This window comes from Sulfurimonas sp. (genome assembly GCF_026196735.1).
Lineage (GTDB): Bacteria > Campylobacterota > Campylobacteria > Campylobacterales > Sulfurimonadaceae > Sulfurimonas.
This window is the reverse complement of sequence record NZ_JAPHUF010000012.1, coordinates 371,064-390,674: the sequence shown is the minus strand read 5'-3', so window position 1 is coordinate 390,674 and position 19,611 is coordinate 371,064. Positions and strand designations below refer to the sequence as shown.

20 protein-coding genes are annotated in these 19,611 nt (G+C 34.8%); 4 read left to right on the top strand and 16 right to left on the bottom strand.

The genetic code is table 11. The features are described 5' to 3' along the window. Positions 1-26 precede the first annotated feature (26 nt). The 4 genes from fabI to gap form a co-directional block, all read right to left on the bottom strand. On the bottom strand, positions 27-848 hold the full coding sequence (gene fabI, locus OQK60_RS08235) for an enoyl-ACP reductase FabI (RefSeq protein WP_297685924.1): 822 nt from the start codon (positions 846-848) through the stop codon (positions 27-29). A 144-nt stretch (positions 849-992) separates the two neighbouring features. Beyond that, entirely contained in the window at positions 993-1,703 is a 711-nt protein-coding gene (locus tag OQK60_RS08230) for a triose-phosphate isomerase (RefSeq protein ID WP_297685922.1), read from the bottom strand. 2 nt (positions 1,704-1,705) lie between these two features. Next, the gene (locus OQK60_RS08225; RefSeq protein ID WP_297685920.1) at positions 1,706-2,905 is read right to left on the bottom strand and encodes a phosphoglycerate kinase; all 1,200 of its coding nucleotides are present in this window, start codon (positions 2,903-2,905) and stop codon (positions 1,706-1,708) included. A gap of 8 nt (positions 2,906-2,913) precedes the next feature. Then, a complete protein-coding gene (gap, locus tag OQK60_RS08220) occupies positions 2,914-3,915 on the bottom strand; it encodes a type I glyceraldehyde-3-phosphate dehydrogenase (protein ID WP_297685918.1) in 1,002 nt (333 codons plus the stop codon). Between the two features lie 71 nt (positions 3,916-3,986). On the opposite strand from gap, the gene nadD reads away from it, so the two are divergent. Continuing rightward, positions 3,987-4,535, top strand: coding sequence for a nicotinate (nicotinamide) nucleotide adenylyltransferase (gene nadD / locus OQK60_RS08215; RefSeq protein WP_297685916.1), 549 nt, complete (start codon positions 3,987-3,989; stop codon positions 4,533-4,535). Further along, positions 4,520-4,855, top strand: a complete 336-nt coding sequence (gene rsfS / locus OQK60_RS08210; RefSeq protein ID WP_297685914.1) for a ribosome silencing factor — start codon at positions 4,520-4,522, stop codon at positions 4,853-4,855. Before nadD ends, rsfS begins: the two co-directional genes overlap by 16 nt. A gap of 1 nt (position 4,856) precedes the next feature. Here the strand turns inward: rsfS and OQK60_RS08205 are convergent, their stop codons facing one another. The 8 genes from OQK60_RS08205 to OQK60_RS08170 all read right to left on the bottom strand — a co-directional run bounded on the left by OQK60_RS08205 (position 4,857) and on the right by OQK60_RS08170 (position 15,198). After that, a complete protein-coding gene (locus OQK60_RS08205) occupies positions 4,857-6,317 on the bottom strand; it encodes an OprD family outer membrane porin (RefSeq protein ID WP_297685912.1) in 1,461 nt (486 codons plus the stop codon). Between the two features lie 76 nt (positions 6,318-6,393). After that, positions 6,394-7,836 (bottom strand): membrane-bound lytic murein transglycosylase MltF, encoded by a 1,443-nt coding sequence (gene mltF, locus OQK60_RS08200; protein ID WP_297685910.1) that lies wholly within the window; start codon positions 7,834-7,836, stop codon positions 6,394-6,396. Between the two features lie 23 nt (positions 7,837-7,859). Further along, on the bottom strand, positions 7,860-9,134 hold the full coding sequence (locus OQK60_RS08195; protein WP_297685908.1) for an ArsS family sensor histidine kinase: 1,275 nt from the start codon (positions 9,132-9,134) through the stop codon (positions 7,860-7,862). Beyond that, positions 9,131-9,793 (bottom strand): response regulator transcription factor, encoded by a 663-nt coding sequence (locus tag OQK60_RS08190; RefSeq protein WP_297685906.1) that lies wholly within the window; start codon positions 9,791-9,793, stop codon positions 9,131-9,133. The genes OQK60_RS08195 and OQK60_RS08190 overlap by 4 nt, the downstream gene beginning before the upstream one ends. A gap of 30 nt (positions 9,794-9,823) precedes the next feature. Beyond that, a complete protein-coding gene (feoB, locus tag OQK60_RS08185; RefSeq protein WP_297685904.1) occupies positions 9,824-11,965 on the bottom strand; it encodes a ferrous iron transport protein B in 2,142 nt (713 codons plus the stop codon). Beyond that, a complete protein-coding gene (locus tag OQK60_RS08180) occupies positions 11,962-12,216 on the bottom strand; it encodes a FeoA family protein (protein ID WP_297685902.1) in 255 nt (84 codons plus the stop codon). The genes feoB and OQK60_RS08180 overlap by 4 nt, the downstream gene beginning before the upstream one ends. A gap of 58 nt (positions 12,217-12,274) precedes the next feature. Beyond that, positions 12,275-13,459, bottom strand: coding sequence for an OprD family outer membrane porin (locus tag OQK60_RS08175; RefSeq protein ID WP_297685900.1), 1,185 nt, complete (start codon positions 13,457-13,459; stop codon positions 12,275-12,277). A gap of 107 nt (positions 13,460-13,566) precedes the next feature. After that, positions 13,567-15,198, bottom strand: a complete 1,632-nt coding sequence (locus OQK60_RS08170) for a methyl-accepting chemotaxis protein (protein ID WP_297685898.1) — start codon at positions 15,196-15,198, stop codon at positions 13,567-13,569. Between the two features lie 167 nt (positions 15,199-15,365). Between OQK60_RS08170 and OQK60_RS08165 the strand changes: the two genes are divergently transcribed. After that, positions 15,366-15,923, top strand: coding sequence for a CDP-alcohol phosphatidyltransferase family protein (locus OQK60_RS08165; RefSeq protein WP_297685896.1), 558 nt, complete (start codon positions 15,366-15,368; stop codon positions 15,921-15,923). A 90-nt stretch (positions 15,924-16,013) separates the two neighbouring features. Here OQK60_RS08165 and OQK60_RS08160 read toward each other — a convergent pair whose 3' ends face one another. From OQK60_RS08160 to OQK60_RS08150, 3 genes are read right to left on the bottom strand one after another with little or no spacing between them, the layout of a single operon-like run. After that, positions 16,014-16,394, bottom strand: a complete 381-nt coding sequence (locus tag OQK60_RS08160) for a DoxX family protein (RefSeq protein ID WP_297685894.1) — start codon at positions 16,392-16,394, stop codon at positions 16,014-16,016. After that, positions 16,391-17,242, bottom strand: a complete 852-nt coding sequence (locus OQK60_RS08155) for a mechanosensitive ion channel family protein (protein ID WP_297685892.1) — start codon at positions 17,240-17,242, stop codon at positions 16,391-16,393. Before OQK60_RS08155 ends, OQK60_RS08160 begins: the two co-directional genes overlap by 4 nt. A gap of 9 nt (positions 17,243-17,251) precedes the next feature. Beyond that, positions 17,252-17,440, bottom strand: coding sequence for a hypothetical protein (locus tag OQK60_RS08150; protein WP_297685890.1), 189 nt, complete (start codon positions 17,438-17,440; stop codon positions 17,252-17,254). Between the two features lie 237 nt (positions 17,441-17,677). Here OQK60_RS08150 and OQK60_RS08145 point away from each other — a divergent pair, with 237 nt between their 5' ends. After that, positions 17,678-19,225, top strand: a complete 1,548-nt coding sequence (locus OQK60_RS08145) for a DEAD/DEAH box helicase (protein ID WP_297685888.1) — start codon at positions 17,678-17,680, stop codon at positions 19,223-19,225. A 44-nt stretch (positions 19,226-19,269) separates the two neighbouring features. Here OQK60_RS08145 and OQK60_RS08140 read toward each other — a convergent pair whose 3' ends face one another. Beyond that, the gene (locus tag OQK60_RS08140) at positions 19,270-19,545 is read right to left on the bottom strand and encodes a hypothetical protein (protein ID WP_297685886.1); all 276 of its coding nucleotides are present in this window, start codon (positions 19,543-19,545) and stop codon (positions 19,270-19,272) included. Between the last annotated feature and the right edge of the window lie 66 nt (positions 19,546-19,611).

Below are 19,611 nucleotides of genomic sequence, written 5' to 3'. Positions count from 1 at the left end.
GAGTTGAATTTATATTTGTATAGAGGCTATTTGTTTAGATCCCAAGATAAAACTGTCTTTCCATCTTCTGTCTGCTGGGCAGCAGCCATACCCATTATGTTGTATCCGCTATCTACATAATGAACTTCCCCGGTAACACCGGATGATAAATCACTCAACAGATACATGGCAGAGTTACCAACTTGCTGAGTTGTTACATTTTTCTTTAGTGGAGCATTTATCTCGTTCCAGTTAAGAATCTGTTTAAAATCACCAATACCGGCAGCAGCTAAAGTTCTAATTGGTCCAGCACTTATTGCATTTACTCTTTGACCTTTTTTACCTAAATCAACAGCCATATATCTTACGGTTGATTCAAGTGCTGCCTTTGCAACTCCCATAACATTATAATTAACTATATATTTTGGTCCGCCTAAATATGAAAGTGTTAATATAGAAGCATCATCAGCTAAAACAGGCTCTAAACGGTTTGTTAAATCAATCAAAGAGTAAACAGAGATATCCATAGCAATTTGAAATGCCTGTTTTGTAGTTTTCATAAACGGTTCACTTAAAGCCTCTTTTGGAGCAAATGCAACAGAGTGAACTAAAAAGTCTATCTTTCCAAAATCTTTTTCAATTAACTCAGCAATCCCTGCCATATGCTCTTCATTTGAGACATCAAGTTCATACACTTTATCTGAGCCAAACTCAGCAGCTATTGGTTCAACTCTTTTTTTAAGAGCGTCATTAAGATATGTAAATGCCATTTGGGCACCCTGTTCTGAACAAGACTTTGCTATACCGTAAGCTATTGATTTATTATTTGCAAGACCTACTATAAGACCTTTTTTGCCCTTCATTATCATTTATATTCTCCTTCTATTGTTTAATACGGTACCGGAAGTATACCCACAATGGGGCACGCTGATTCCGCCACCTCGTTAACACTAGGTTTTGCTCGGCGCAAAGCCCACGCATCTAGATGCTTTTTTCTTTTACTAAAATTTAATCTAGTTCACTTCTAAATTTTGAGCATATTCTATCATAGTACAAAAATGTTCTGCATAAAGAGCAGCACTTCCGACCAACACTCCATCAACTCCATCAAGAGCCAAAACATCTTTTGCGTTTGTAACCTTCACGCTTCCTCCATAAAGAAGAGGTGCTTTAAATCCTGACTTTAACTCTTTATGAATTGTAGTAATATCTTCTAGTGTAGGAGTAAGTCCAGTTCCAATTGCCCAAACTGGCTCATACGCTACAATTAAGTTTTCATACTCTAAATCAATTCCCTCAAACTGAGAGTTTAAATAATTCATCATTATTTTATTGCCGGCTTCTCTAATTTGAAGTGATTCACCGATACAATAAACTATCTTGAACCCTAACTCTTTATAAAAGTTAAATTTTTCAACTACAGCATCTTGTGTCTCACCTAAGATATGGCGACGCTCACTATGTCCAATAAGAATAGTATTTATACCAAACTCATCTAAATGATCTTTACCTATTTCACCGGTAAATGCACCATTTTGTACCCCGTATGCATTTTGTGCACCAACTATAACATTTCCGACATGTGAGTTTAAACTAGACATTGCAGGAAATACTAAAACTTCTTGATTTATGTTCTTAGTTTTTAAAAAGCTCTCTATTTCATTCATATACTCTGTTGTTTGCAAACGAGTTAGATTTGTTTTTAAATTTGCTGCAATTATCATAACTATCCCTCTTGAATTATTAGTGGTGCTACGCCAGGTAGAACTTTGCCTTCAAGCAGTTCTAGTGAAGCACCTCCACCGGTAGATATAAAACTTATCTCATCGTCAACACCTATGCGTTGAACCAAGTCAGCTGTGTCTCCACCACCAACCACAGTTGTTGCATAACTATCTGCCACAAAGTGAGCTATTTTGTTTGAGCCGCGAGAAAATTTATCCATCTCATAAACACCCATCGGTCCATTCCAAAGAACAGTTTGAACATCAGCTAAAACTTCTCTATAAAGTCTTACCGTTGCAGGTCCTATATCAAGTCCCATCCAGCCATTTGGTATCTCTTGGGCAGATGTTACTTTGCTCACAGAATCTTCTGAAAATTTCTCAGCAGCTACAACATCAACAGGCAGATAAAACTTTACTCCAAGTTTTTTAGCCTCATCCATCACATGTTGAGCATCTTGCAGTAAATCATCTTCTACAAGCGAATTTCCTACATCATAACCCATCTGTTTTAAAAATGTAAAAGCCATACCGCCACCGATAAGAACTTTATCAACTCTAGGAAGTAAATTTATAAGCGCCTCAAGTTTACCCGAAACTTTTGAACCGCCAACTATAGCTGCAAATGGACGAACAGGCTCTTGAATAAGTTTGCCAAAAAACTGAATCTCTTTTTGAAGTAAAAATCCTGCAGCTTTGTGGTTGTCATCAAAATAATGTGTAATTCCCTCAACTGAAGCATGTGCACGATGACTTACGCCAAATGCATCATTAATATAAAAATCAGCCATTGAAGCCAATTTTTCAGATAACACTTTGTCATTTTCTGTCTCACCTGGTTCAAAACGAAGATTTTCTAAAAGTAAAACTTCACAAGTTTTTAGAGCTTTGACTTTACTCATTGCGTCTTCACCTACAACATCAGCGGCCATTATAACTTCTCTTTTTAAGAGGTGCTGAATTCTTCTTGCAACCGGTATTAGTGAATATTTTTCATTTACTTCACCCTTTGGACGACCAAGATGAGATGCTAAAATAACAGCACAGTTTTGATCTAGACAATAGTTTATTGTAGAGATGGCAGAACGAATTCTTCTGTCATCAGAGATGTTTGCAAACTCATCCATAGGTACATTAAAATCACATCTAATAAAAACTTTCTTACGAGAAATATCTAAATTTTTAATATTTAATAATTCCAAACTCTATCCTATTTACTGATGTGAAGAGCCATATCAATCAATCTTGAAGAATAGCCCCATTCATTATCATACCAAGCCATAACTTTAACCATATCACCATCGATAACCTGAGTTAAATCCTCTGCAACAATTGAGCTGTATGTGCTGCCAACGAAGTCCTGAGATACTCTCATCTCTTTATCCATCAGTAAAAGACCTTTTAAACTTGTGTCTGCCATTTCATTAAATATAGCAGTAACTTCCTCTTTTGAAGTTTTCTTTTTAACGACTACATTTAAATCAACCATAGAGACATTGGGAGTCGGAACACGAACACTCTGTCCGTGAAGTTTTCCAACAAGCTGAGGAAGAACAAGTCCGATAGCCTTTGCCGCCCCTGTCGTTGTAGGAATCATATTGATAGCTCCTGCTCTTGCGCGGCGTTTATCTTTGGAGTGTTTAACATCCAAAATATTTTGGTCATTAGTATATGAGTGGATAGTTGTCATAAGACCTTTTTCAATACCAAAAGCGTCATCTAAAACTTTAGCAACAGGACCTAGGCAGTTAGTCGTACATGAAGCATTGGAAACTATTTTTTGTCCTGCATACAAGTTCTCATTCACACCCATTACAAATGTTGCTGTCTCTTTGTCTTTTGAAGGTGCAGAAAAAAGAACTTTAGGAACTCCGTTATCAATATGCATTTGAGCTGATTCTTGAGTTAAGAAAACACCTGTACACTCTAAAACCATATCAGCACCACAATCAGCAAATTTAAGATTTTTTGGATCACGGTCAGAAAAAACTCTAATATTTTGTCCATCAATACTGATGTTTTCATCATCAATTTGTTCTATATTACTATTAAAAGTTCCGTGAACTGAGTCGTTTTTGAGTAAATACAGCATCATATCCATGCTTGCCATATCGTTGATAGCTACTATCTCAACATCGTCTCTACATGCAGCTATACGAGCTACACAACGACCGATTCTACCAAAACCATTAATTGCTATTTTAAGTGCCATGAAATTTCCTATATGATTAAAAATTAAAATTCAGCTATTTTATCAAAACTTAGCTATAATTCGCTTTAAATATGGAAACCATTGCACTTTTTGGTGGCTCTTTTGACCCACCGCATATCGGTCATGAAGCTATTGTTAAATCTTTATGTAATTTTAAAGATATTGATAAAGTTATCGTAATGCCAACATTTTTAAATCCTTTTAAATCCAAATTTTATGCCCCCTCTTCTCTTAGAGTAAAATGGCTAAAAAAGATTTTTAGTGATTATAAAAATGTTGAGATTTCAAGCTATGAAGTAGAGCAAAAAAAAGCTGTTACAACTATAACAACTGTTAAGCATCTTCTAAAGAGTTATAAAAAAATATACCTCTGCCTAGGTGCTGACAATCTTGCTTTGCTTCACAAATGGCATAGCTATGATGAACTCAAAGAGCTGGTTACTTTTGTGATTGCTCCAAGAGACGGCATTGAGATTCCATCAGAATTTTTAAGATTGGATATTGATGAAAACATTTCATCAACAAGACTGAGAGAAGATATAGAAATCTCGAAATTACCTAAAAAATGCGCACAAGATATATATAAATACTATAAGGAAATAAATTGCAAAACAGAATAGAAAGAATAACACAAGTTTTAGATAAAAACAAAGCAGAAAGCATTGAAGTTTTTGACCTTCGTGAAAAAAATTACTTTGTTGATTATGCAATAATCGCTTCATCACTTGGTCCAAAACATACAACAGCTTTACTAGATCATATGAAAAATAACCTTAAACCGGAAGAGACTTTTAATCATATTGATGAAAGCGGAGACTGGATTGTTGTAGATTTGGGTGATATTCTTATTCATATTATGACTCCAGAGTATAGAGTCAAATACGACATGGAAACTTTTTTAAGCGATTTAGCTGATGGAGCAGAAGGCCAAGCACTATAATTTAAAACATGTAATTTAGCTCGAATCTTGAGTCTAAATAGTTAAAGTCATTATCTACTGAGTCCATAAACTGAGCATATCCAAGTCTGAGTTTGTATTGCAGACTTGGAAAGCTAGGTATATTTTGTATGACACCTAAATAATAATAAAGTTCATCTTTTGCAGATATCTTATCTTCATCACCATCTATATAAAGTACAGAAGCTTGCACAAAAGGATCTCTATATACTGCTGTCTTATTTGTATTTCTAACTACTTCAAGTCTATAACTTTTTGTATTTGCAAACCAGTTGTATATACCCATTGAACGAGTATAACCTGCTGTTGGAAAACCTCTCCACGGAGTCACCAAGTCAGCTTCATCAAGTATATAACTATAGCCCAAGTTTATCTTATAGGCATCCTTTTTAGCTACTAATCTAGCTGCAATCATTTGCGAATCAAGCGATGTGGGATCTTTATATCCAGCAGTATTTGACAGACCGGAGAGTGAAGCACCGCCAACCGAGCCGGCACCATTATCAAACTGATTTATATACCTAAAACCTGGAGATAGTGAAAACCCATCAAATTTATACTTATAGTTAAGCTCCAACATACCTTGTGATAAAAGTTCAGGAACCGTGTAAAAGGAGCCGTCGATTTTTAGATTATCGATAGATTTATTTTTAAAATCTGCTAAAATCAATGGAGCATCTGTCGGTTTGCCCGCTGCTTTTAGAGCTGTATAGCTAAGTCCCTTATGCATCGCTGAGTCATCATTTGCATTCCAGTTTGAAAATTCTGCCACATTTGTATCGTCATACATTAAAACTGAGTGGGTTTTTGTATGGTCACGCAGTTTCTGTTTTACCAAGTATGCGACTTGAAGATTTGTATCTGGCATTACATTTGTTTGCACTAAAACACCGTCAAATGTATTAGGTATCATTTTCGTATCATTTGAATGCACATAAAAACTCTCTACAAGTTGACGACCGAGGATGATATCCGTATCATCAATCCCGCTATATTTCACATAAGCCTGACCTAAAACAGCCATATACTTATCTCCATCATTTTCATAGTCATATCTGCTTATAAGATCTTTGCCTGGCTTTAGATGACTTGTAGGAACTTTATTATCATCAAATATTGCCGTTGACGAATAAAGACCGACTCCAAAATCAAAATCTAAAAACTCTGCGCTGTTATACACCAGTGAAACGCCAAATCCATTTATCATGTGATCAGTGTGGTCTGCGTCTTCTTTAGCCCATCTATGATAAAAATTATTATTTCTTAATCGTCCGTAAAACTTGCCTTCTCTAAACATATCTTTAAAACTGTCTGCCAAACCGGGTTTATCAAAATACACCGGCATTCCGTTAGCTTTTATAGACGATTTAACATCATCGGCACTTAGTGATAGAGGAGAATATAAAACCACTGTTACTAGAAGTGCTTTAACTAAATTATTCATTATTAACCTTGATAATTATTAAAAATTTATCTTATTATTTTATATCTTAATCTTAGATTTACTAAATCTAAAAGAGTTATTTTTTTACATCATCTTTATCAGAATATATTTCGTTAGCACTCTTTTCTAAAGCACTTTTTTCTAAAATATCTTTATAATCATATATGGAGTCCACATACCTAACAGGCTCGCTACCTCTTGCATATCCATGTTTTAAGTTTTTATAATATTTTTTTTGAGAAAGTAGTGGTAAAGCTTTTTTCAAATCATTCCAAACATTTTGATTAAGACCCATTTTTTCAGCAAGCTTTTGAGCATCATGTATATGCCCCATTCCGACATTATAAGCTGCTAAGGCAAACTTTAAACGATCCTCACCCTGTACTTCTTCTGGAACATATTTTATCATTTGGTTTAAATGTCTCGCCCCACCCCTTATACTTTGCTCTGGGTCAAGTCTATTTTTTACACCTAGTTGCTTTGCTGTTGCTCTGGTTAGCATCATCAATCCCCTGACTCCTGTGTAGCTTTTTGCTTTTGGATTCCAGTGAGATTCCTGATAAGATTGTGCTGCTAAAACAGAAGATGGAATATCATACATTTGAGCATATTTTTCAAAATATTTTTTATACTTAGGTAGTCTTGTGTCTATTCTCTTGTAAAACATATTTGTATTGTAGTAATCAAAAAAGAGTGCATAACTGTAGTAGTGGTCTTTTAATCTAGCCATTTTTCCACTTTGATTAAAGGTATTTAACCAAGAGTACATGTCAGCTTCAAGCTCTTTAGAACCTGGAGTCAAAACCCATGCTAATTGCTCACGGGAACTTATTGCAAATGCAAGTGCTATATTTGGATAGTATCTCTGGTTTAGTGCAAATATGTTTGAGTCAGCGATGGTGCAGTCTATCTCGTTGTAAGCAACTTTTGATAACAGCTCTTCTGTTGAAAACTCTGATGTATATGTAGCGTTTATATCAAAACCATCTTCTTGCAATTGTTTTATTGTTTCGCTGTAACTTGTATCTTCGCCTACAATTATCTTAAGTCCGGCCAAATCTTCGACATCTTTTGGAAACACACCATCCCATAACATCTTTCTGCTACAGATTACCTGCTCTTGTACTTCAAAATACGAAGGTCCAAAATTAAACTTTTTTTCTCTTGCTTTTGTTTTAGCCAAAGAAGCAGATGTTATATGAATCTCTGGATTTGCACTAAGCTCTATGGCCTCTTTTACTGTATTTGCCGTAGTAACTTTCAACTCTACGCCCAAATGTTTGGCATAATCAGATAATAAATCATACTCAAAACCTTTAGGTCCATCTGAGCCGATATAGTAAGTTGATGGTGAGTTTAACAATACTACATTTAAAATTTTACTTTTTTTTATTTTATCTAATATCGATGGCATCTCAATTTTATGCACAGGTTCATATGCAGTATGACTTAACCATCCAAAAGAGAAAAATGATATAGCAAAAAACACAACAACGGTAAATTTAATATTTTTATCCATTCTCTTAGTTTACAATTAAAAACTTATGCAAAAATAAAACGATTTACACCGTTTTCATACTCATGAGCAAGAACCTGATCGTGAGCTTTTAAGATTGAATCAACTAAATATAATCCTAAACCAAAACTGTTTTTTGATGGATTGTCTTTGGTAAATGGCTCTATATAATACTGCAAAGGATGCTTTATACACTCGCCATGACTTTCAAAGCATAGCTCATTATTTATCATTAAAATTTTTACATGTGCATCAGTTGAGTATTTAATTCCGTTATCTATCATATTTTTTATTGCTGTGGTATAAAGTCTATAATTTGCATTTATCTTATAACTCCCGTCAATATCAACTCTTACGCAACTTTTATCGACCATAGCCATATCAATAGCACCATCAATAATATCAACCAGCCTGTACTCTTTAAAATCTGTTTTATCATTAACGCTTGTAACTTCTTCTATCAGGGCAAATTCGTTTACCAATGATTCTAAACGACCAAATATTGAACTGAATCTATCTCTTTGTTTTTGAGATTCTAACATTTGAGTTGCAATAGTTCCTTTTGCAATAGGTGTTTTAAGCTCATGCATAATATTTCGTAAAAACAGAGTCCTTGACTCTAAGATACTGTTTATTTTTCCTCTAGTGGCCTCAAGTTCATTCGATACAAGAGCTATCTCATCACAGCCTTTTGTTTTAAAAGATATATTCATATCTCCATCACCGTAGAGTGCTATCTTTTTTCTAAGTCTTATAAGAGGTCTTAGTCTCTGTAGTATTAGTACAAAGGAAAAAGAGATAATAAGTATAATTGTCAAATATGAATAAGCTAAAGAGTAGTATTTATATGGCTTCAGCTCCTCATCTAGTATAAGTACTGAACCTGTTGGAGATTTTATATGAAAATATATATTTTTATTTAACTCAAGCATTGTAGCAGTTAAGTCTGTAACAGTTTTTTTAGTATATAAACCTTCTCTTGACATCATTAAAGAAGCATTAACATTCTTAAAGTCTTTTTCTTTTAAAACTTTGGCATTTTTTATAATAAAGTTTTTTTCTATATCGCTCTTTTCCAAAACAAAACTATAAACAGCCAAGTTTGCCTCTAGCATAATATGTGAGGTAAATTTCTGCTCATGTTGACGATAAATTTGTGTGATAATCTCATGTTTTGTAAAAATATGATTTATATAACGCTGTTTATTTAATTTGAAAACTTCCCAAAAGACTAAACTTACACTTACAATAGTAACTATAAGTGCAAAAAGTACAGTTAAAAGAACAGCGTGTTTTTTCATTTAAGAAGTTTGTACCCTACACCTCGAACAGACTCTATGAGAGATTTATCTCCAAGTTTATTTCTAATTCTTCCAACCATAACATCTATACTCTTGTTCGATGAGTCCTCATTGATGGCATTTACATTATGAATCAAATCTTCTCTTGATACCACTAGACCTTGTTTTTGAATCATATATGATAAAATTCCAAACTCTGCATTTGTAAGGTCTATGTTTCTGCCTTTATATAAAATCACCATAGAAGACACATCGCATTTAAAGTCGCTTTTTGATTCTTGTTTTTCTTGAGATTTTGCCTCGTAGCGTCTTAATACCGAGTGTATTCTAGCTTCGAGTTCTCTTGGGTCATAAGGTTTTGGCAGGTAGTCATCGGCACCAAGTTCAAGCGCTTTAACCTTATCTGTAACATCGCTTCTTGCTGATGAGATAATTATAGGGATATCTTGTCTCTCACGAATAGCTTCACAAACCTCTAGCCCATCCATTCCCGGAAGAGTTAAGTCAAGTATAACTAGATCAAAAGGCTCTAACTTTAATATACTTACTGCTTTAAAAGGGTCATCTTCAGTGATAACCTCAAACTTGAATTGTTCAAGATATTCTGTCAATATCTCCGCTAGTTCTAAGTCATCTTCAATCATTAATATTTTTTTCATACATGAATCTTAACAGATATGAACTAATAACTAGTTAATAAAAAACATTGATGTGACATTAAAGGCAATGAACGCAAGCGAGTAAGCTACAACAGATGTGAAACCAAGAAGATAAAAGAAATATTTTATTCCGCCAGCTTCACGAGTAAAGACAACTGAAGCAGCCAAACATGGCAGATAAACCATGATAACTACTATAAATGCCACAGCTGATGCAAATGGTATGTTTTTAGATATAACATTTATCAAAGAGTTGTTCTTCTCATCTACATCATCGCCCAATGAGTACAAGACTCCCAGTGTTGAAACAACTACTTCTTTTGCAGCAAGTCCAGTTTGAAGTGCTACACTCATTTTCCAATCAAAGCCAAGCGGTTCAAAAATAGGCATAGAAAACTTACCGATTGTTCCTAAATAACTCTGTTCAAGCATTGCTTGAGAGAGAGCATTTTGCAATTGAGCTTTTTCTTTTTCACTTGCAGTACTCTCTATTTTAGTTTGAAAACTCTCTTGTAAAACCAAGTTTTTAGGGTAGTTACTTAAAAACCATACTAACATTGAAGCTGCTGCGATAAAAGTACCGGCCTTTTTTAAATACATCCAAGTCTTTGTCATAACCGTATGCCACATAAGTTTAAAAGACGGCAGTCTATATTTTGGCATCTCCATAACAAATGGCTCATCCACACCCTTAAAGGCTGTTAATTTAAGTACTTTTGCTGCTATTAGCCCAATCATTGCGCCACTTATATAAATGGCAAATAAAATGGTTCCTGCTTTCTCAGGGGAGAAAAATGCGCCTGCAAAGAGTACATAAACCGGAAGTCTGGCTCCACAACTCATAAAACCTATAATAAACAGAGTTAAAAGTCTGTCTCTATCGTTTTTGAGTATTCTAGCTGACATATAAGCGGGAATAGAACAGCCAAAACCGGTGACAAGAGGTATAAACGATTGTCCATGAAGTCCAAATTTATGAAAAAATCCATCAAGCAAAAACGCAACTCTTGACATGTAGCCTGTACTCTCAAGCAGAGCAATACCTATAAAAAGTATGACGATATTTGGTACAAAAAGCACAACAGCACCAACACCTGCAATAATCCCATCTACGACCAACGAACGAATATCATCGTTTGATATAGTCGCACCGACTGTATCACCAAACCATCCAAACAAGGCATCTAGATACTCCATAGGAATTGCACCTATTTCAAAAGTAAGCTGAAACAATCCCCACATAAAAAATAAAAATATCGGTATACCAAATATTTGATTTATTAAAACACTGTCTATTTTATCTGTAAGAGTTTTTTTCTCAGGCTCTTTGTTTTGCTTTAAAACCTCTGCAACGACTCCCCTGTTAAATGATGCATACTCTGAAGCAAAAGCCTCTTTAATATCATCAGAATCATGATGTAGTTCGACATGTTTAGTTGCTTCTAGTAGAATTGGCTGCAGTTCCGTCCATATAGGGTTATCATGGAGTTTTGCATAAGTACTTTTGTTATTTTTTAAAAGATTTATCGCTATATTTCTGTATAAATTCTCATCTTGATATTTGTGCTTAGTCAGGTACTTTACAATTTCAGAAATCTCCTGTTCTACTGCTTCACTAAAAATAAGTTTATGCTCTAAACTTTCATTTTCGTACTCACTTATAATAGCCTCGATAAGATCTTCTATTCCTGATTTTGTTACAGCGGAGACTTTTACACAAGCAAAACCAAGAAGTTGAGACATGTATTTCTCATCTATTTCTATGCCTTCTCTGTCAGCTTCATCACTCATGTTTAGGGCTACAACCATTTTCTTGCCAACACTCATAAGTTCAGAAGTCAGTTGAAGATTTTTTTCCAAGTTTGTAGAATCAACTACATTTATAATTAGGTCATAATCCTCAGCAGACAAGTACTCGCTAGTAACTCTCTCCTCGATTGTATACTCATTTAATGCATAAGTTCCAGGCAAATCAACAACAGTAAAGTGGTAGTCTTTATAGTCAAAAAGAACTTCACTTTTCTCAACCGTTACACCGGTAAAATTCCCTACATGTAGATGTGCATTTGAGATAGAGTTGATGAGCATACTTTTACCGACATTTGGCTGTCCGACTAATGCTATCTTAATATGTTTGGCTGTTATAGGACAAGTTTTTGCTTGTATATTCATAATTTTTGAACCTCTATTAAGCCTGCTTCTTGAGCACGAAGAGCTATCCTCATTTTTCCGACTTTTACTTCTATTGTACTTTTAGCCGGAGCATGTTCGAGTACTTCTATAACTGCTTCTTTCATTATTCCAAAAGAGATAAGCCTCTGTTTTAAATCTCTGTCTGCATTTAGTTTTAAAACTTTTACTACAGAGCCTTTTTTACAATTGTCTAATGTTTTAATGTTTTCATTATTTTCTTTATCAGGCATGTTTATATCTCATTATTTTTTATAATGATAACCAATATCATATTAAAAGTAGTTTAATTTAAAAACTGTAAGCTACCATCAGTTGAAAACGATCCCAATCAAAGTCTGTTTTATCTAAACTCTCTTTATCTTCTGAAATAACATATATTCCCGAAACTCCAAGTTTACCTGCAATTATACTATATTCAAAACCAATATCTTGTTCTACAACATTGGCTTTATCTCCTATACTGTCAGCATCACCGTCAAAATCACCGTAAGCATATGTAAGAGTCAAGTCTCCAATTTCATAACTAAGACCGGCTACAATTGCCCTAGAATCCCTATCTGCAGTTATTTCATCCAATATCATAATATCCATATTGCTAAAGAGCGTACCTCCACCAAATCCGCTAAAGCTTGTCTTGCCACTTTGTTTTTGTGAATGATTATAAGCAAGAGAAACTCCTAAGTCGTAAGCTGAAAACTCAGCCAATAGACCATATATACTAGCTTCTTCTCCACTATTGCTTATTTCACTTTGACTTAAATACTGAGCAGCCCCAAGAATTGAGACATCATCATTAATATTGTAGTTATAACTAGCATCAAAGTAAGCAGCGTTAAGTTGTTTTGTGATGTTATAGTACCAAGCGCTCGCTTCTATGTTGTCTGCAGTGTAAGTTACACTACCAAACCATGTTCCATCCTCTCCTGTCTTAACCCATTCATCGTCCAAACCGGCATCTACTCCTTGCCAATCTTGCAAATTACCAACCATAAAAATAAAATTGGGAAGTTCATATGTGGCAATATACGCCTCAAAAGTATTTGGAATCATTCTGATGTCATCACTATCGGCTAAAGGAGTATCGATAACCTGACGACCACCGCGAAAGTTAAAATCACCATTTTTATAGTTTAGATAAGCCTCACTAAGAACTGTATATTCACCATCGCTAGAAGATAACTCAGCATTTTGCTTACCCTCTTCTCCTGTAAGTGCACCGATATCATGTGATATTCTAAATGCTGCAGCTGCGCTAAAACCATTCAACTCTGCGAGTTCATACTTTAGCTCTCCCCCAAAAGCTGTTGCATATGTATCGCTCTCACCTGCTTTTTCTTGTTTATACCCGGCATATACAGACCTAAGCTCTCCGGACACCTTCGCATTTTCAAACATTTGTGCTATATCTGCAGCATTAAGCATACTGCATGATGCTAAAACTGAAATTGCACTTATTTTTAGTAATTTATTCATTGTACAAACCCTTTATTTTATTAAGCATACAAAATGATAATCAATATCAACTTATACTTCTCTTAATATTGATAAGTGTTATCAATATTATTTTATCTTAATTTCATCTATACCCTAAACTGTTCCATTTTATGATTTAAATTTTCCGTCATACTATTTAAATGGTCTGCTGCACCCGCTATCTCTTCTATGCTTCTTGCATTTGAAGATACAATTTTGTTAGCATTATCTATATCTACTGAAATAGCTTCAACTAGATTATTGGTATTGCTAAAATCTTCAACAGTTTTTTCATTAGATTTTGCTGCTTCATCCATTATCTCTACAGTTGCACTGATTTTAATCTCAACCGCAGATGAAACATCTGCTAAGAGTTGAATATTTTCAGAGTTTTTATTCATCTCTCCACTAGCATCCATAATAGACTGCACAATAACATTTATAGTAGATTGTATCTCCACAAGGCTTTTTTGTGTTCTCTCAGCTAGTTTTCTAACCTCATCTGCAACAACAGCAAAACCACGACCGTGTTCCCCTGCACGCGCCGCTTCAATTGCTGCATTTAATGCAAGCAGGTTTGTTTGGTCAGCTATGTCAGCTATAACATTCAAGACCTCTTTTACTTGCTCTGCCTCGCTCTTTAGTTGATTTATTTTTCCTGCCATCTCTACCTCAATGTTTGCAGCATCCTGAACATCTGAAGTTAAACGGATGATATCTTTTGTAGCTTCAGCTAGATTATCATTTGCTCTGGCAGTATTTTGTCGACCATCAACAGCTTCTGAGATAGAGACAGCTACCTCACTTATAATTGACTTAGCTTTTTGGTTAACCTGATCAACAATAGAAATAACCTCTTCAACTTTTTGACCGACAACAACAGCAGTAGTAGAAAGTTCATGTGAAATTGCGGTGTTTTCATCAGATGATTTTTTTGCCTCAGCTATAAAACTTGTTATAGAACTGATTACCGAAGATAAGTTTTGGGCAATAGTGGCAATTTCATTTTTGCCGTTTAACCTTAGTTTTGTAGTAAAATCAAGTGTTGCCAGCTTATTTAAATAAAGCTCTATCGTTTTTATAGAACCAAGAATAGTATAAATCATGAAAAATCCAAATATAACGACAATCATTAAGATAATCGAAAATATCAAGCTTTGTATTTTCAAGTCGTGAATATTATGATTGATTTCAACTGCTGCTGCATTGGACTCTTCTTTATGTGCTTTTATCCATACATCCAACTGCTTAGATAGTTTTGCCGCAAAAGGGTCAAGAACAAGCATTAACTTGTTTCCTTCTTCTGGTCCATTTTTAACATATGAAGTTGCCATCTTTACTCCAACATCATAATACTCTTTCATATCTTTTTTAAACATTGTGAGTTCACTAACCATCTCAGCTTCATTTAGCTCTGCATGCATAGCAATTAGTCTGTCGATAACATTGTTAGCTTTGTCAAAATAGCTGCTTGCTTCGTCAAAGCCATCGTCAAACCCTTCCGCTGCTCTTGTAGCTGAAACATCTGTAAGCCACTGCTGTACTTGAACAATATTTAACTGCAACTCTAATAAATCAAAAAGATTTGGTAAAATCTCTTCTATCTGCGTCGTAGATTCTTCTTCTATTGTATTTATACTACTATTATTTACCACAGTACTTGCAATTAGTAGTATCATTATCATACCGGCAGCAATTACCAATATTTGACTTATTTTGAAATTATTTACCCAGCTCATATAATCCCCCTTTTTTACATCATGTTATATATTATTTAACAACAAATAAAAACCTACTTGTCCCTATAATATATTTATGTGATTAATATATCATAAATACTTCTTTTACTAAATAAGTTAGATTATTAAATATTTTGTTGGATATAATTCTAAAATAAAGGCGATTAATGAAATTTCTATTTACAAGCACATCACATTTCAACTTGGCAAATATGTTTACATTTGTAAACATAACAGCAGGTCTTATGGCAACTTACTTTATTACTCAAAACAACTTTTTTGTTGCAATAATTTTAGCTTGGATTGGCGGTGCTTTTGATATTTTTGATGGTAAGATTGCTAGAAAATACAACCTATCAAACGAATTTGGAGTTCAACTAGACAGCTTTGCAGATTTTTTGAGTTTTGTGCTTGTTCCTGTTTTTTTAGTTTTTCAAGCAGTTTATGCAACTTCGCTCTCTGGTATCTGGATTATAATAGCTTCTGTAGTTAGTATTTACTTTGTGATTTCTGGACTCAGAAGACTTATACATTTCAATATAAACACTGACGCCGGAGAGGTAGACAAGTTTTTTACGGGTGTTCCAACACCTCTAGGCGCGATTTTACTTTGGCTTGTTTACTTGGGTGCTGCTTATGGGTTTTTGCCGGCTATTAGTGTTATAGCTCTTATGGCTGTAATTGGATGGAGTTTGAATTCTAACATCAAAGTTCCCCATCCATAAATTTAATACGCTTAATGAGCAAAGCCCATCAAGCTACGCTAAAACGCTGAGTTACTAAAGCTTGACGCTTCGCGTCAGATAACTATGTCTTTATTTACTGTTTACAGCGTACTTTCCGCTGCCAATCATAAATATAATTACTGACATTATAAGATATAAAAACGGAAGCTCAAACAATGGTGCGCCATGTTTGCCTAAAGTAAACAGTGAACCGCCGTATGCTAAAAAGATTGCAACCAACATGTTAAATGCCAATACTAAAGAAGCTATTCTTGCATAAACACCAAGTATTATCAAAATCGGCACAACAATCTCACCAAAATAAACCCCATAGGCAAAAAATTCAGGTAAGCCTGCATTGACAGTTAAATGCTTTACTCCACCAATGCCGTTTATGATTTTGTCAACTCCATGAAAAAGGATCATCACTCCAACTGTGAGTCTTAAAACTAGTTTTGCTATATCATTCATTTATTATTGTCTCCCAACATACGAATTTCTCTTTGAGGAAAAGGTATAGTAATTTTTGCATCATTTAGAGCTTGCAATACATTTAAATTTACTTCATACTGTATCTTAAAAAACTTATTTGTTGGAACCCAGTATCTGTAACCGATATTTATTGAACTATCTCCAAAGTTTTCAATGCCGATAATAGGTTCATTTTCATCTGAGACTTCTTTACATGTAGATAATGCATCTTTTATTATATTTATCGCATTTACAACCTCGCTGTCATACGCGATGCCGACACTTCCCTCTACTATTCTGTAGCTATAGGAGTTTACTAAAACATCTCCTATCATATATTTGTTTGGTATAGTTATCTGTTCTTTGTCTTCATTTACCAAAATAGTATAAGCAAGTTTAATCTCTTCTACTTCGCCATAGGTGTCGTGAACCCTAATTGTATCGCCAATCTTAAATGGCTTAGTCGCTATGAGAACTATTCCAGCGGCAAAATTGGAAACACTTCCCTGTAAAGCTAAACCGGCAGTCAAAGATATAGCACCAAGTGCTGCAACAAACGGAGCGATTGATATTCCCAGCTTGCCAAGTGCCAAAATTGCCATCATTGCAACTACTAAAAATCTTACAAAATTAGCAATGAAACCACCTAAAGTCTCATCGATAGTTGTTTTAAGTAATAATTTTAATACATACCTATGAATGTACTTTGAAGCTACAACACCAATGAGCAATATAATTATTGCACCAACTATTTGAAAGCTGTAGTTAGTTATAAACTCTATAACTACATTGTAAAAATGTCCTACGGCTTCGAGTTCTTTTTCAAGTCCATCTTCCACTTTATCCATCTTGTTCACTTACCTTTCTTCTCTAAATCTGCATTCGCCAACAGTTATGACTTTGCCACCTTTTATAGCCTCTTTAATGTACTCAAGTGTGCCTTTTGGATCTGCATCACCAACCTCTTCTTCTATCATTCTTAAAAGGTCACTCTCTTTCGTTGTTGTCCATGTCTTTTCGTATATATATTGGGTTTGTATTTTCATACATGTATGATATCTAAAATATGTTTTACTTACAAAAAAATGAGATATGTTCTAAAACAATACATCAAAACTTAAAAACCAATCATTTTCTACACAATATAAACTTAAGTAATTTCAAATATAATTTATTTAAATTAAAATCATGGTATATTTAGATATAATTCGCGAAATACTTTAGGGGAAGGTGCTCTGTCAACTTGGCAGACTTGTATCATCTCCTGAGTTTAAAGGATTATGATGCAAGAAAATGCACAAACAAACGAAGAACAAATTAATGAAAAGCCACTAATCACATTTGCTGATTTAGGTTTAAGTAGTGACATCCAAAGAGCTGTCAAAGAGGCTGGATTTACAGTTCCAAGCCCTATTCAAGAAGCAGCAATACCATTCATACTAGAGGGTCGCGACATAGTCGGTCAGGCACATACAGGTACAGGTAAAACAGCAGCATTCGGACTTCCCGCACTTAACAATATGAAAAGAAACAATGGAGTTGAGATTTTAGTTATTACTCCGACTCGTGAACTTGCGACTCAAGTAAGTGATGAACTTTTCAAATACGGAAGAGGCTTAGGCGCTAGAACTACAACAGTTTACGGCGGAAGCTCATATAAGAGACAAATCGACCTTATCGAAAGAGGCGCTAGCATAGTTGTTGCAACTCCTGGCCGTCTTTTGGACATTCTTAAAAAAGAGATGATAAAAGACTTTACACCAAGTGTTGTTGTTCTTGATGAAGCTGATGAGATGCTAGACATGGGATTTTTGGATGATATCAATGAAATATTTTCATATCTGCCGACAAATCGCCAAACACTTCTATTTTCGGCTACTATGCCTAAACCTATCAAGCTTCTTGCTGAGAGAATCTTGGATAACCCGGAATTCATCTCTATCACTCAGGGTGAAACTACAAATACAGATATAGAACAAGAGTATTATGTAATCGAAGAGTCTGAAAGAGATGATGCTATCATCCGTCTTATGGATTCTGAGACTACAAAAAAATCTGTAGTATTTTGTAGAACAAAAAGTGAAGTTGACAGACTCTCAAATGTTTTATCAAACGCCGGCTACCTTGCTAACGGCCTTCATGGAGATATGGAGCAGCGTCAGCGCGAAACCGTCATCAAAGGTTTTAAACAAAATTCAGTAAAAGTTCTTGTTGCAACCGATGTTGCTGCTCGCGGTATACATGTAAATGATATTTCACATGTATTTAACTACCATATTCCTTTTGATTCAGAGTCTTATGTTCACCGTATCGGTAGAACTGGCCGTGCTGGAACAAAAGGTAAAGCTATTACACTTTTAACTCCTCTAGAGTTTAAAGAACTACAAAGAATCAAAAACAAAGTCGGAACATCAATGACTCATGCATTTGTTCCAAGCAAAAATGATTTAAGAGCATTAAATTTAAAATCTATTGTAAAAACTATAGAAGATCAACACATCTATGACGAAGCGCACCAAATTCTTGACATGTTAAAAGAAGATATTGATGAAGCTACTATTATGTTTAAACTCGTTTCTATGATTTTAGACAGACAGAGTGTTAAAGGTCCAAATACTATCGGTATCCCTGCTGACAAACTAGCAGCTATTTTAGAGCGTGCCGGTAAAAGAAATGACAGCAGAAGTGGTGGTCGTGGTGGTTACCGTGGAAACAGAAATCGCTCAGGCGGCGGTGGAAGCAGAAGTCGTTCAGGAAGTGGAGACAGAAACCGTTCTGGCGGTGGTGGTTACCGTAGTGGAGACAGAAACCGTAACAGAAGCAGAGATTAATTCTCACTCTTACATGTACAACAAAAGTTGTACATGTACATTACTTAAAATCTATAACTCACCAAAAGAGCAATCCTACTTACCAAATTGCTATCTATCAAAGTCTTTTCTTTAAGTTCTAACAAACTACTAGAAATTGCAAGTTTAAATGCAATATCTGATGCAGTTTCCGGTCTTATTTTTAATAAAACAACTGGAGCCAGATCAACTTTGTCATTGATATAACTTACACTAAAAGCGTCTTCGGCAAGAGTTTTAGCAAAAGCATCAATGTTTAAAAATACCAAAATTGTAACGGCCCATAAGATTATACTTTTCATAATCTTCCTCCATACAAACAAGTATAAAAATCAGAGCATAAAACAATACATAACTTACATGTACAA

Coding starts and splice junctions, on each gene's coding strand:
- OQK60_RS08145 (WP_297685888.1), top strand. CDS start 17,678: ATGCAAGAAAATGCACAAACAAACGAAGAACAAATTAATGAAAAGCCA.
- OQK60_RS08180 (WP_297685902.1), bottom strand. CDS start 12,216: ATGCCTGATAAAGAAAATAATGAAAACATTAAAACATTAGACAATTGT.
- OQK60_RS08175 (WP_297685900.1), bottom strand. CDS start 13,459: ATGAATAAATTACTAAAAATAAGTGCAATTTCAGTTTTAGCATCATGC.
- OQK60_RS08170 (WP_297685898.1), bottom strand. CDS start 15,198: ATGAGCTGGGTAAATAATTTCAAAATAAGTCAAATATTGGTAATTGCT.
- OQK60_RS08195 (WP_297685908.1), bottom strand. CDS start 9,134: ATGAAAAAACACGCTGTTCTTTTAACTGTACTTTTTGCACTTATAGTT.
- feoB (WP_297685904.1), bottom strand. CDS start 11,965: ATGAATATACAAGCAAAAACTTGTCCTATAACAGCCAAACATATTAAG.
- OQK60_RS08230 (WP_297685922.1), bottom strand. CDS start 1,703: ATGATAATTGCAGCAAATTTAAAAACAAATCTAACTCGTTTGCAAACA.
- OQK60_RS08205 (WP_297685912.1), bottom strand. CDS start 6,317: ATGAATAATTTAGTTAAAGCACTTCTAGTAACAGTGGTTTTATATTCT.
- OQK60_RS08140 (WP_297685886.1), bottom strand. CDS start 19,545: ATGAAAAGTATAATCTTATGGGCCGTTACAATTTTGGTATTTTTAAAC.
- OQK60_RS08155 (WP_297685892.1), bottom strand. CDS start 17,242: ATGGATAAAGTGGAAGATGGACTTGAAAAAGAACTCGAAGCCGTAGGA.
- gap (WP_297685918.1), bottom strand. CDS start 3,915: ATGGCACTTAAAATAGCAATTAATGGTTTTGGTAGAATCGGTCGTTGT.
- fabI (WP_297685924.1), bottom strand. CDS start 848: ATGATAATGAAGGGCAAAAAAGGTCTTATAGTAGGTCTTGCAAATAAT.
- OQK60_RS08190 (WP_297685906.1), bottom strand. CDS start 9,793: ATGAAAAAAATATTAATGATTGAAGATGACTTAGAACTAGCGGAGATA.
- OQK60_RS08165 (WP_297685896.1), top strand. CDS start 15,366: ATGAAATTTCTATTTACAAGCACATCACATTTCAACTTGGCAAATATG.
- nadD (WP_297685916.1), top strand. CDS start 3,987: ATGGAAACCATTGCACTTTTTGGTGGCTCTTTTGACCCACCGCATATC.
- OQK60_RS08150 (WP_297685890.1), bottom strand. CDS start 17,440: ATGAAAATACAAACCCAATATATATACGAAAAGACATGGACAACAACG.
- OQK60_RS08160 (WP_297685894.1), bottom strand. CDS start 16,394: ATGAATGATATAGCAAAACTAGTTTTAAGACTCACAGTTGGAGTGATG.
- mltF (WP_297685910.1), bottom strand. CDS start 7,836: ATGGATAAAAATATTAAATTTACCGTTGTTGTGTTTTTTGCTATATCA.